Genomic DNA, 12,753 nt, shown 5'->3' with positions numbered 1-12,753 from the left:
CCCGCCATCGACCGGCCCTCGGCCGGTCGATGGCGACACCCGGCGAACGACGGCCTGACGCATCAGGTAGCCGACGCCGGCCTCGCCGTCGATGGGGACGCCGGTCGACTGCAGGTCGGCAATATCGCGATAGATCGTGCGCTCGGAGACCTCTAGCCATTGGCCGAGCTTCTGCGCGGTTACCAGGCGACCGTCGCGCAGGTGCTGGACGATCTGGGAAAGTCGGTCAGAACGTTTCATTCAGGTAATCCTTCCGCTCTGCGCCGGGCGCGCACGAATTCCGCGCCGAAGGTCAAACGGGCAGTGGTTGGTGTGGAGTCGTCAAGAACGCGCCAGAACGGCGCGATTTCCTGGATCGGCACGCCTCGCGCGAAGGCCTCGTATGCCGCCTCGGCAACCGTGCGCAGGTGATAGCCGGTGTAAACCGGGCAAGTCACCTCGGCGCCGTGCTCGAGCGCCATGGCGCGGCGCAGTTCCCTGACGTTCATCGAAGTGCCGGACGGGATCGTTCGCATGAAGTCGTCGACCTGCCTCGCGGTCGGAACCAGCATCGGCTGGCCTTCGACGACATCACCGATAGTGCGCGGCGAAGGCTTTACCTTCGCCACCTCCGGTGTCTCGAGCTTATCCGTCCAGCTCTTAACCATGTGTCCCTCAGACGAACAGGCCGAGGCTGTTGCCATCGAGATCGAGGCACCAGGCGAGCCGGCCTGCGGGGTTATTTATGATCGGCGAAACGACGTCGCCACCATTGCCAGGAACAAAGGAGGACATGTGAGACTCCGTTGCTTGATGTTTGGCATGACCCTCCTGACAACATTCTGTCAGGAGAGTGTCAGGAAGCGGACTGACGCTCGTTCACCAAGAGCTTGCGCCCCCGGCAAGCTGCGTCGGTTGATCAGGGTAAAGGCTCGCGAGGAATTCGAGCGCCAAAGCGATCGCTTTCGAGGCGGGCATGGCTTGCTCCTGTTTGGTAGCCGGGCCGCCCGGGGAGGAGGCGAGCGGCCCGGTGGCTCCCAATCGGCTCAGACGCTACGGCCGCGGAATTTCGGATAGCGGTCCGGCCAGCCGATGTCCTTGCGGAGGTCGGCGGGGAGCGAGTCGAGCATGCGCCGGGTGCGGACTTCGTCGCGCATGGTCTTCAGCTTGCCGGCATATTGCCTGAACGCACCGAGAAAGGTCGAGGTAAGCGGGGCCATGATCTGTCTCCTTCCTGTCGCTTTGATGGAGACACTATCGCACATGCCTCCTGCCAACAGTCTGTCAGGAGGAAGGAGGCAGGGGTTCCTTTTTCGTTCCCAATCGCGGAATCGCGGCCTCGGCGCTTCGATCCAAGGCATTGCGGGTTCGAGTAGGAACGCCGCGTCGGTCCGCTCCGAATACTTCACAAATTTTCGGCATGTGGTCTGGGCGTCCGTAGCGGCTCCTCTATCTCCCGATAGTGCACTTGTTATGCAATCGGAGGTTTTTGATGGATCGTCGATTATTTCTCACCGGGATGTTCGGGGTTGCCGCGGCCGGCCTTGCAGGCCTGGCCAGGCCTGGCCGCGCGCTGGCCGGGGTTCCGCTAGCCAGCGGCGGGATTCTCGATGAGCTGAACGCGCCGCTGGCGTCCCCCTTGAAGAACGACGAAACTCGGCCGGAAGGGGAGCCTGTCCAATATCGGCGGCCGCCGCCGCCTCCCGGGCCATATCGCGGGCCGCGTCGGTACAGGCGCCGCGTGTGGCGAAGGGTCTGCCGCCGCGAACGCTTTCGCGGCCGCTGGGTGACCCGCTGCTACCGCAGGCCCGTATGGATCTGGGTAGCAGGATGAAACGGGCGGGGTCATTCTTCCCGTTCTGACTCTTGTATTTGGAGCATGATGCCATCCGCAAAGTTTGCGACTCCCTGCTGCGCTGACCTTCGGTTCGGGATCATGCTCCGCGATTCGGCTTAACTTCCGATCCCGCGGTCCTTCAGGGCGAGCGCGATCTCGTCGAGGATTGCGGGATCGTCGATGGTCGCGGGCATCGTCCATTCCTGCCGGTCGGCGATCTTCTGCATGGTGCCGCGCAGGATCTTGCCCGAACGCGTCTTCGGCAGGCGTTTCACGGTCACTGCATTCCTGAAGGCAGCGACCGGCCCGATCTTCTCGCGCACGAGCGCCACAACCTCGCGTTCGATCGCGGCATTGTCGCGCGAGACGCCGGCATTGAGCACGATGAAGCCGCAGGGCACCTGACCCTTCATCTCGTCGGCGATGCCGACCACCGCGCATTCGGCGACGTCGGGATGCTCGGCGACCACCTCTTCCATCGCACCAGTCGAGAGCCGATGACCCGCGACGTTGATGATATCGTCGGTGCGCGACATCACGAAGAGATAGCCGTCTTCGTCAATGAACCCCGCGTCGGCCGTCTTGTAATAGCCCGGGAATTCGCTGAGGTAAGCGTCGCGGAAGCGCTTGTCGGCGTTCCACAGCGTCGGGAGACAGCCGGGCGGCAGCGGCAGCTTCACCACGACATTGCCGAGCGTGCCGGGCTCGACCGGCTTGCGGTCGTCGTCGAGGACGCGGATATCGAAACCAGGCATCGGCACGCCGGGCGAGCCGTATTTCACCGGCAGGAAGCCAAGCCCGGCCGGGTTCTGCGTCATGGGTGCGCCGCTCTCGGTCTGCCACCAATGGTCGATCACCGGCACCTTCACATGCCGCTCCGCCCACTTGATCGTGTCGGGATCGGCGCGCTCGCCGGCGAGGAACAGGGTGCGGAAACGCGAGATGTCGTAGCGGCCGATATGCTCGCCGGCCGGATCTTCCTTCTTGATGGCGCGGAAAGCAGTGGGGGCGGTGAACAGCGAAACGACGCCATGTTCGGCGATCAAGCGCCAATAAGTCCCCGCATCGGGCGTGCCGACCGGCTTACCCTCGAACAGGACCGTCGTGCAGCCGTGCAGCAGCGGAGCGTAGACGATGTAGGAATGGCCGACCACCCAGCCGACGTCCGACGCCGCCCAGAAGGTCTCGCCCGGCTCGACCCCGAACTCGTTCCACATCGTCCATTTCAGCGAGACCATGTGCCCGCCGGTGTCGCGGACGATGCCCTTGGGCTGTCCGGTCGTGGCGGAGGTATAGATGATGTAGAGGGGATCGGTCGCGGCAAGCCGCACGCAGTCGACGTAGCGCCTGGCGGCACGCGCGGCGCCGACATGATCGGCATAGTCGAGATCGCGGCCGGGAACCAGTTCGCAGGGCTGCTGCTGGCGCTGCAGGATGAGGCACTGCCGCGGCGGATATTTCGCCTGCGCGATGGCTTGGTCGAGCAGCGGCTTGTAGCTTACCACGCGGCCGGGCTCGAGCCCGCACGAGGCCGAGATCACCAGCTTCGGGCGCGCATCGTCGATACGGGTTGCGAGTTCCTTGGAAGCGAAGCCGCCGAATACGACGGAGTGCACTGCGCCGATCCGCGCGCAGGCGAGCATGGCGACGGCCGCCTCGGGCACCATCGGCATATAGATGATGACACGGTCGCCCTTGGCTATGCCATTGTCTTGAAGCACCGTGGCGAGCGCCATCACCTCGTCGCGCAGCTCGCGGTAGGTGAAGCGCTTTACCTTGCCCTGGATGGGGCTGTCATAGATCAACGCGATCTGTTCGGCACGCCCGCTGGTGATATGGCGGTCGAGGCAATTGAAGGCCATGTTGCAGACGGCGCCCGTGAACCAGTGGCCGTAGACGCCCTCGTCGGGATCGAACACCTTGTCCCAGCGTCGGAACCAGTCGATCTCCTCGGCCGCTTCTGCCCAGAAGCCCTCCGGATCGCGCTTCCAGTGCTCGTAGACCTCGTGATAGCGCGAAGCCATCGTGTCTCCTCCCACGTAGCCTTGTTTTGGGAGAGGTTAGCCAATCCTTGTGCCCGGCGTCCACCAGACTTGAGGCGAAGGACGTTTTGACAGCAAGCGCCGAGGCTGCTCAAAGGTCTCATGACGAAAGTGCTGGCGCTGGTAATTGTCCTGATGATGGTGGTCCATGTCATCAAGCCGCTCGGCCTTCCCGGCCTCAGGCAGCGCCGCGACTTCTGGAAACTGGCGTTTATAGCGCTGGCTGCAATCTCGGCGGCCGCACTGCTCAGTCACATCTTTATGCTTTGAGGGCCGAAGGGGGCGGCGATGACGCAGCCGCTCTAAATGCGAGGCCCGGACATTGCTGCCCGGGCCTGCGATATTTTCAAACCGAAGGGGCGTTAGGCTGCCTTCTCCAGCTCCTGCTTCCATTTGCCGGCCGCGGCGAGGGCATTCATCTTGGCGCGGTGGGTAAAAGCGCGCTGTCCGGCGGCGAGGTTGGCCGCCTTGCCGCCCCAGGCCTTCAGCGCCGCGGCCTGGAGCGCGCGGCCGTAGGAGTAGGTGAGCTTCCAGGGGTGCGTCCCGGTCGAGTTCAGGATCGACAGATGCGCGGTCGCTTCCTCGTCGGACTGGCCGCCCGAGAGAAAGGCGATACCCGGCACCGCCGGCGGCACGGTATTCTTCAACACGCGCAAGGTCTTCTCGGCGACTTCTTCCTGCGAGGCTTTGCGCGCGTTCTTGCCGTCGATCACCATGTTCGGCTTCAGCACCATGCCTTCGAGACGGACGCGGGCATCGTAGAGCTCGGCGAAGACGGTCTTCAGCACCCATTCAGTGACGTCGTAGCAGCGGTCGATCGAGTGCGTGGCCGGCTGGCCGTCCATCAGCACTTCGGGCTCGACGATCGGCACGATGTTCGCTTCCTGGCACAGCGCCGCATAGCGGGCGAGCGCCTGCGCGTTCTGCTTGACGGCGCCCCAGCTCGGGAGCACGTCCGAGATCGAGATCACCGCGCGCCATTTGGCGAAGCGCGCGCCGAGCTTGTAATATTCGGCGAGGCGGTCGCGCAGCCCGTCAAGGCCCTCCGTGATCGTCTCGCCGGGGTGCGCGGCGAGCGGTTTGGCGCCGGCGTCGACCTTGATGCCCGGCACGGATCCGGCGGCAGCGATCAGTTCCACCAGCGGTGTGCCATCGGCCGCCTTCTGGCGCAGCGTCTCGTCGTAAAGGATGACGCCGGAGATGTAATCCTTCATTGCCTCTTCGGTACGGAAGAACATCTCGCGATAGTCGCGCCGGCTGTCAGCTGTAGATTCCAGCCCGATCGTGTCGAAGCGCTTCTTGATCGTTGCCGAACTTTCGTCGGCGGCAAGAATTCCCTTTCCGTCGGCGACCATTTTCGCCGCAATGTCTTCAAGCCGTTCGGTCATGGCGTTCTCCCAATTGTTCAGAAGCAGGGCATCAGCTTCGATTGGCTACCGAGAGCCGGTCGTCAAGCGCAAAATCGATTGAAGAACTTGCGCCAGGACCGACTATTTCAGGCTCTTAGACCTCCTGGCCCAGCTTCAGGCTTTCAGCACCTCCACGCCCGGCAGCGGCTTGCCTTCCATCCATTCCAGGAAGGCGCCGCCGGCCGTCGAGACATAGGTGAATTGATCGGTCACCTCGGCCTGGTTCAGCGCGGCGACCGTGTCACCGCCGCCGGCGACAGAGATCAGGCCGCCTTCGACGGTGCGCTGCGCCGCGTGCTTCGCCGCGGCCACAGTGCCGCGGTCGAAGGGTTCTATCTCGAAAGCGCCGAGCGGTCCGTTCCAGACCAGCGTCGCAGCGCGGTCGATCGAGCGCTTGACCGCCTCGATCGTTTTCGGCCCGACGTCGAGGATCATGGTGTCGTCCGGCACGGCCGCGACGTCGACGGTTTCGTTCTCAGCCCCCGCCTTGAACTCCCTGGCGACAACGCCGTCGACCGGCAGCACAAGCGCGCAACCCGAGGAAGCGGCCTCGATCATGATCTGCTTGGCCGTCTCGGCGAGATCGTGCTCGCAGAGCGATTTGCCGACCTTCGTGCCTCGCGCGGCAAGGAAGGTGTTGGCCATGCCGCCGCCGATGACGAGCATGTCGACCTTCTTCACCAGATTGGTCAGAAGATCGATCTTCGTGGATACCTTGGCGCCGCCGACAATCGCGACCACGGGGCGGGCGGGATTGCCGAGACCCTTCTCCAGCGCCTCCAGCTCTGCCTGCATGGTGCGGCCGGCGAAGGCGGGCAGGTAATGGGCGAGACCCTCGGTCGAAGAATGCGCTCGGTGCGCCGCGGAGAAAGCGTCATTGACAAAGATGTCGCCGTTCTTGGCGAGCTCGGCCGTGAAAGCCGGATCGTTTTTCTCTTCGCCCTTGTGGAAGCGGGTGTTCTCGAGGAGCGAGATGTCGCCGGGCTGCATTGCGAAGATCGCGCCTGCGGCCTTCTCGCCGACGCAGTCCTCGACGAAGGCGACAGGGCGGCCGACAATCTCGGCGGTCGCTACGGCTACCGGCGCCAGCGAGAATTCAGGATCTGGCCCGCCTTTCGGCCGGCCGAAATGGGCAAGCAGGATGACCTTGGCGCCCTTGTCGGAAAGCTCGATGATGGTCGGCTTAACGCGCTCGATGCGGGTGGCGTCGGTTACCTTGCCGTCGGCCATGGGGACGTTGAGATCGACGCGCACCAGCACGCGCTTGCCATTTATGTCGCCGATCTGATCGAGCGTCTTGAATGCCATCGGCAGCTGTCTCCTTCGTGAATTGGTGTAGCCTTAGCGTTGATGCCGCCCGATGCAAGGCGGGAAATAGTCCAGCATCCATAATTCGCAGTCGCTGCGCTGTCGGCCATCAGGCACCGTGGCCCTGCCCATCCTTGGCCTGGGAGTCGGAGCCGTTAGCCGGCGTTCGACTGCGTTTCCTGATGTGTGCAATGAACGCGCGCAGCCGGTCGCCGATCTCTCCGGCACTCAGGAAAACCGGGATACGCGGCCGCGTTGCCGCAGGCTCGAAGGAGAGACCGACGGCGGTGATCTTGCCGTTCTCGTCGACGTCGCGCACGATGAGCTCGATCGATCCGAGCGGCACGCGATCGGCATATTCGGCGGAGCCGCCGAGGCGGGCCTCGATCAGCGCGCCGATCGTCAGCTTGCGCTCGGCCTCGGTCAGCCCCGGACCATATGCGGCCTCCAGATCAGCGGCAGGACGGTCCGGATCGACGGCGAAGGCGCCAAAGAAGTCGGCGTCCTCGGGGTCGACCTGGGTACGGCTCGCGAACAGTTTGTCGAGCAGGCGCGGATAGCGGTCCGGCACGAAGATGTAGACATGGTCGCCGGCTGCCAGCCGGCCTGCATCGCCAGGGCGCATCGACTTGCCGTTGCGGACTACGAGCGAAGGACGTGCCCAGCGCGGGATGCGCTCGCCGCGTGCCACCGGACTGCCGGACACGACCGTGTAGGCGAGCAGCTCATGGTGCGCTGAGCCCGGCAGCTCCAGCTCGACCTTCTCGAGCGGACCCATGCGCGCCGGGACGGTGAGACCGAGCCGGCGCGCCAGCCAGCCGACCGTCCAGCCTTGCACGAGGAGCGAGACGAGCACGACGATGAAGGCGATGTTGAAGATGTCGCGGCCACGCTCCAGCCCGCCAAGGATCGGTGTGATGGCAAGCAGGATCGACACTGCTCCGCGCAGGCCTACCCAGGAGACGAACGCCGTCTCGGCGCGCGGCAAGCGGAAGGGGAAAACGCTGAGCCAGACGGCGAAGGGGCGGGCAAAGAAGATCAGGAATAGCCCGAGCAGGATCGATATCGGGAGGATTTCCAGAAACTGACGCGGCGTCGCGTAAAGTCCGAGCACCAGGAACATGATGATCTGCGCCAGCCACGCTACGCCGTCCTGAAACCGCTTCAGGCTGGAGGCGCCGCGGATCTTGGAATTGCCTGCGACAAGGCCTGCAAGATAGACCGCGAGGAAGCCGGAGCCGCCGATCGCGCCTGCAGCGGCGAAGACGAGCAGCGACAAGGTGAGCACGAAGATCGGCTGCAGGCCCTGGTCGAGGTCGAGCTTCTCGGCCAGCCGCGCTATGGCGAGGCCGCCCAAAATGCCTACCACGCCGCCGATCACCATTGCCACGACGAAGCCGATGGCGATGTCTTCAACGAGGATATCGACCGCCGGATTGGCGCCGCGGGCGATCACTTCGACCAGCGTGATGGTAAGGAAAATGGCGATCGGATCGTTGGTGCCCGACTCGATCTCGAGAGTCGAGCGGACACGATCGCGCAGGTTAACGTTGCCGGCGCGCAGCAGGAAGAACACCGCGGCCGCATCTGTCGAGGCGACAGCGGCGCCGAGCAGGAAGGACTCCAGCCACGAGAAGCCGGTGAGCCAGCGGGCAGCGGCGCCGAAGATGACGGTGGTGAGCGCGACGCCGAAGGTCGCCAGCGACAGTGCGGGCGTGCCTGCCTGGCGAAGCGCGTTGAGCGGGGTGCCGAAGCCGGAATCGAAGAGGATCACGGCCAGCGCCAGCGAGCCGATGATGTAGGCCGCCTGCGCGTTGTCGAACTGGATGCCCAGCCCGTCGGCGCCGCTGGCGAGCCCGATGCCGAGAAAGAGGAGGAGGAGTGGAGCGCCGAAGCGAAAGGCGATCAGGCTCGAAAACGCGGCCGCCAGCACCATCGCCGTGGCAATCAGCGTTACGGCAAAAAACGCCTGATCCATCCCGTCCCTTGTCCCTGCCCGAGCATTGCGAAAAAAATGATCGCAATTCGTGCCTTAAGGCGGAGTGCGGCGAAGACAAGGCGGTGGCGCGAAGATTCTATTCGACGCGATCGATTTCGAGCAGTGCCCAGGGGGAAGTGCCGGGAACAGTTTGCTTATTTCGGCCGGAAGCCACTGCCCCATGCGGGTACGCACTTGCCGAAATAGGTAATCTGCCTCCTGAGCCTTCCCACGCTTGGCTTTACCCCTTTGCGAGGCCCGACGTCGGGCTGCAAAGGAGAGGCGGCCGCTCTTACTCCTCTTCCTCTTTCGACTTCAGCGAAGACAGCTTGGCAAAGACCTTGTCGGCGTCGAGCTCTTCCTCCTCGTCCTTCGGCTTCGGCGCCTGCTCGGGCGGCAGCCGTTCGGTGAGTGCGGCCGGCAAGAGCGTGTCGCCGGTAGGGGCCGGCTGCTCGCGGCCGCGCGAAGCACGCTGCACCTCGAAGTCGAGATCGATCTGCGAGCAGAGACCGAGCGTCACCGGGTCCATCGGCACGAGGTTCGATGAATTCCAATGCCTGCGCTCGCGAATCTGTTCGATGGTCGACTTGGTCGTGCCGACAAGCCGCGAGATCTGCGCATCCTTGAGTTCCGGATGGTTGCGAACCAGCCACAGGATGGCGTTCGGCCGGTCCTGGCGCTTGGAGAGCGGCGTGTAGCGCGGGCCCTTTCGCTTGGATTCCGGCACACGTACCTTCGGCTCCTGCAGCTTCAGGCGACGGTTCGGGTCGGCCTCGCCATTCGCGATCTCGTCGCGCGTGAGCTGGCCCGTAATCACCGGGTCCATCCCTTTGATGCCTTGCGCTGCCTCGCCGTCGGCTATCGCCTTCACTTCGAGCGGGTGCAGCCCGCAGAACTGTGCGATCTGATCGAATGAAAGCGAGGTATTGTCGACGAGCCAGACGGCAGTCGCCTTGGGCATGAGCAATGTGTTTGCCATTGGCATAAATCCTCTCTGGTCGCCCGCGTCCCGCCGCGGGCGGTGGTCAAGCCACCGATTTAGGGAAATCATGCCACATATAGTCGCTGCCGAAGCTCTAGGCAACGAATTTGCTGTTGCCGGGCTTTTTCGGCCAAAATCCAGCCGCCAAAATCCAACCGCTTGACAGACCGCATCGATGCGAGGCCCCGATCCGGGCACTCTCATCACTTCAGATCGATGCTTGGTAATGAGCCGCGATCCCCCGGCCTTGCCCGCTGGTGAATTTGGGCCACCTCAGATCGCATGCGTTTTCCACTGCAAGGGATCTGAGCATCAGCGCGTCCAGCGGCCGTGCCGCTTGGGCGCTCTCGATTACAAGAGCCGATGGGTCTCCTTGATCTCCTGCTGGCGGCGGAGCATTCCAATGGTGTCGGCATTCTTCCGCCGCTCGGCTGCCGCCTTTCGCTGCTGCTCGTAGCTGGCGATTGGCTTTTGCGGCGCAGTTGAAACCGGCTTAGGCGCTGTTGGCTTTTTCCAGAAACTCGCGAATGAGAGCATAGTATCAACCTCCCGGAACAGGTTCGGCGGCCCGAACGCATCGGACGACTACGATCCCTGAAGATGCTCGATTCCGGCGGCGTTGCACGCTACGTCGGACGTTGTCCGCGCGCCCTAGGAAGGTGCGCAGGGTTGGACGCCTGAGACCATCGCTGTATAACACACTCCGATCTCTGCTCACACTATTTTTCCTTCGCTTACATGGCGGGATTTAGGCGGCGCGCCTATTCGGGCTCAATTGCCGCGGTGCAGCTCACATTATGTTTCCATCGTGCACAGGCCGGAATGCCAGGGTCGTACCGTTGCAAGCTCCGATTTCGCGGAACGGAATTGATTGGAGAGGATTTGACGAGGCTGCAAACAGCGGCAATGTTTCTGGGATGGAACAGATCAAGGGCGTGCTGATCGACCTCGGTGGCGTCGTATATCAAGGCGGGGCGGCGATTCGGGGCTCGATCGATGCGGTCAGGCGTTTGAAGCAGGCGGGGATGCCGGTCCGTTTCCTGACCAACACGACCAGCCAGCCGCTGTCCGGCATTCTCGCCAAGCTCGCCGGGCTGGGCATAGAGGCCAGCCGCGAAGACCTCTTCACCCCGGCGATTGCAGCCAGAACCTACATCCTCAAGCATGATCTCGAGCCTTTCTATCTCATATCCCCTGCTCTGAAGCAGGACTTCGAGAGGCTGCCGATGGGAAGCCGGCCGGCCGTCGTGATCGGCGACGCACGCGACGGCTTCACCTATGCCGGCCTGAACGATGCGTTCCGGCGCCTCGACAAGGGAGCCGAGTTCCTGGCGCTTGCGAGCAATCGCGTTTTCATCGGCGAGGACGGGAAGCCCAGCCTCGATGTCGGTGCGTTCGTTGCCGCGCTGGAATATGCCACGGGCCGGACTGCCGTCGTTCTCGGCAAGCCGTCGCCAGCGTTCTTCCAGCTTGCCGTCGCGGATATGGGGCTCAAGCCAGGGGCCGTTGCCATGATCGGCGACGATGCCGAATTCGACGTGGCTGCGGCCATTGAGGCGGGGCTCTCCGGCTATCTCGTGCAGACCGGCAAATGGCGCCCAGGGACGGCGGAAAGGCTCTCCATCCGGCCCACAGGCGAACACGAGGATCTGGCCGCTGCCGTCGAAGGGTTGCTCGGCCACAACGCGTGAACGGCGGGCGCTGATCGCCTCAGGCCACGACCGTTTCGAAGGAAGGATATGAAGCCGTTTTTCAGCAAGATCGATAACCACCTCCTGCGCGTCGACGATCTCGATGCGGCAATATCCTTCTACCGGGACAAACTAGGCCATCCGCTCATCTGGCGCGATGAGGAGGCAGCCGGCTTCGCACTACCTCAAACCGATGCGGAGCTTGTCGTCCACCTTCGGATCGGCCCGGAGACGGACATGGTGGTCGAGAATGCGGACGACGCATTCGCTGCATTCCTCGCCGCAGGCGGCGCGGCCGTAGAGCCACCCTTCGACATCGCGATTGGGCGGTGTGCCCGGATCCGCGATCCGTTCGGTAATGTGATCGTCATTCTGGACCAGTCGAAAGGCAGGCTGAAAACATCGACGGACGGACGGGTCATGGGCATCGAGCCTCCTGACGCCTCGATCTAGCCTGTCGTGCCGCCGTTTCGTCGCTGAAGCAGGATCAGGCCCGCCGCGGCAATGAGCACGGCGCCGACAATGGTCGCCATGCCCGGAACGTCGCCGAACCCAAGATAGCCGATCAACGTGGCGCCGATCAGCTCGACATAGACCAGTGGCGCGAGCGTCGACGTATCGGCAAGCCGAAAGGCGACGATCGACAGCAGATGGCCGATGAGGGAAAAGGCGCCGAGCCCGGCGAAGAAGATGAGGTCGCTCAGCGCCGGCGTCGACCAGGTAGCCACCGCCTGGGGAGTGAGGAGCAACGCGCCGGCCGCGCATTGGAAAGCAAGTGTCTTGACGGGATCGCTGTGCGTCGCCGCATGCCGCGTGGCGACCATATAGAGAGCGAATGCGAAGCCTGCGCCGAGCGCCAGCAGGATTCCCGGCTCGATCGTGTGGCCAGGTTGCAGGATCACCATGGCTCCTGCAAAGCCGAGCGCGAGACTGATCCCCTTTCGGAGCGTCATGCGCTCCCTGAGGACCAGTATCGAAAGCACCACGGCCAGGACCGGCGCAATGAAGAAAGCGCTGATCGCCGTTGCCAACGGAATTCGGGCAATGGCAACGAAGTAGAGCGACATCGCCGTGACCAGGAAAATGGTGCGCAGCACATGCGAGACGAGCCGCTCGGACGGAAACAGGCGCGGCCCGTGAAGCGCTGCGGCGCAGGGCAGCAGGATGAGGAAGGCGACCGCATATCGCGCCCACCCGATGAAGAGGGGCGAATAGTCAGCGCTCAGATATTTGGCCAAGCCATCGACGATCTGAATCACGAAGGCCGTGACGGTCATCAGCGCGATGGCCTTCGCCTGACGTGAAGGGGCGGCCAAGGCTGTGGAGCTCATGTCGGAGTCCTGCGCGAGCGTTGGCGCGCTTCCCCAGAGTGCCTGCCCGGATTTCCTCGCTTGTGGCAGGCTCTCATCATGTTGAACAGGCTTGTGGGAACGTGCTTAGCAGTGGAGGCGAAGCCAATACAGCGAAAGAAATTGTGTGCGCGACCAAAGAAATTGAAGATGACCAGCCCCTTAATGCCGAAGTTCC

General features: G+C 63.6%; 11 protein-coding genes and 1 pseudogene. 3 read left to right on the top strand and 9 right to left on the bottom strand.

The window, feature by feature from the left end; genetic code table 11:
• Positions 1-54: 54 nt before the first annotated feature.
• The 4 genes and pseudogenes from SAZ10_RS08425 to SAZ10_RS08405 form a co-directional block, all read right to left on the bottom strand.
• Positions 55-240: pseudogene (locus SAZ10_RS08425) on the bottom strand (helix-turn-helix transcriptional regulator); the annotation flags it as partial.
• A complete protein-coding gene (locus SAZ10_RS08420; protein ID WP_318608756.1) occupies positions 237-647 on the bottom strand; it encodes a hypothetical protein in 411 nt (136 codons plus the stop codon). The gene SAZ10_RS08420 and the pseudogene SAZ10_RS08425, both read right to left, overlap by 4 nt.
• A gap of 378 nt (positions 648-1,025) precedes the next feature.
• Complete coding sequence (locus SAZ10_RS08410; protein WP_318608755.1) at positions 1,026-1,199, bottom strand: hypothetical protein; 174 nt, start codon at positions 1,197-1,199, stop codon at positions 1,026-1,028.
• Positions 1,200-1,932: 733 nt separating this feature from the next.
• Positions 1,933-3,840, bottom strand: coding sequence for a propionyl-CoA synthetase (locus SAZ10_RS08405; RefSeq protein ID WP_318608754.1), 1,908 nt, complete (start codon positions 3,838-3,840; stop codon positions 1,933-1,935).
• Between the two features lie 120 nt (positions 3,841-3,960).
• Here SAZ10_RS08405 and SAZ10_RS08400 point away from each other — a divergent pair, with 120 nt between their 5' ends.
• Complete coding sequence (locus SAZ10_RS08400) at positions 3,961-4,128, top strand: hypothetical protein (protein ID WP_318608753.1); 168 nt, start codon at positions 3,961-3,963, stop codon at positions 4,126-4,128.
• Between the two features lie 92 nt (positions 4,129-4,220).
• On the opposite strand, the gene SAZ10_RS08395 is transcribed toward SAZ10_RS08400, so the two are convergent.
• The 4 genes from SAZ10_RS08395 to SAZ10_RS08380 form a co-directional block, all read right to left on the bottom strand.
• Positions 4,221-5,246: a class I fructose-bisphosphate aldolase gene (locus SAZ10_RS08395; RefSeq protein WP_318608752.1), complete on the bottom strand. Its 1,026-nt coding sequence runs from the start codon at positions 5,244-5,246 to the stop codon at positions 4,221-4,223.
• A 135-nt stretch (positions 5,247-5,381) separates the two neighbouring features.
• Positions 5,382-6,575, bottom strand: coding sequence for a phosphoglycerate kinase (locus SAZ10_RS08390; RefSeq protein ID WP_318608751.1), 1,194 nt, complete (start codon positions 6,573-6,575; stop codon positions 5,382-5,384).
• Positions 6,576-6,684: 109 nt separating this feature from the next.
• On the bottom strand, positions 6,685-8,553 hold the full coding sequence (locus tag SAZ10_RS08385) for a potassium/proton antiporter (protein ID WP_318608750.1): 1,869 nt from the start codon (positions 8,551-8,553) through the stop codon (positions 6,685-6,687).
• A gap of 292 nt (positions 8,554-8,845) precedes the next feature.
• Entirely contained in the window at positions 8,846-9,532 is a 687-nt protein-coding gene (locus SAZ10_RS08380) for a DUF1013 domain-containing protein (RefSeq protein ID WP_318608749.1), read from the bottom strand.
• Positions 9,533-10,452: 920 nt separating this feature from the next.
• Here SAZ10_RS08380 and SAZ10_RS08375 point away from each other — a divergent pair.
• The gene (locus tag SAZ10_RS08375; RefSeq protein ID WP_318608748.1) at positions 10,453-11,226 is read left to right on the top strand and encodes a TIGR01458 family HAD-type hydrolase; all 774 of its coding nucleotides are present in this window, start codon (positions 10,453-10,455) and stop codon (positions 11,224-11,226) included.
• A gap of 48 nt (positions 11,227-11,274) precedes the next feature.
• Positions 11,275-11,679, top strand: coding sequence for a VOC family protein (locus tag SAZ10_RS08370; RefSeq protein ID WP_318608747.1), 405 nt, complete (start codon positions 11,275-11,277; stop codon positions 11,677-11,679).
• Here the strand turns inward: SAZ10_RS08370 and SAZ10_RS08365 are convergent.
• Positions 11,676-12,557 (bottom strand): DMT family transporter, encoded by an 882-nt coding sequence (locus SAZ10_RS08365; RefSeq protein ID WP_318608746.1) that lies wholly within the window; start codon positions 12,555-12,557, stop codon positions 11,676-11,678. The genes SAZ10_RS08370 and SAZ10_RS08365 overlap by 4 nt on opposite strands.
• Positions 12,558-12,753: the final 196 nt, after the last annotated feature.

The organism is Mesorhizobium sp. BAC0120, from assembly GCF_033542235.1.
Taxonomy (GTDB): domain Bacteria; phylum Pseudomonadota; class Alphaproteobacteria; order Rhizobiales; family Rhizobiaceae; genus JAWRCU01.
Note: the sequence above shows the minus strand (reverse complement) of the source record. Positions and strands in the feature narration are given on the sequence as shown.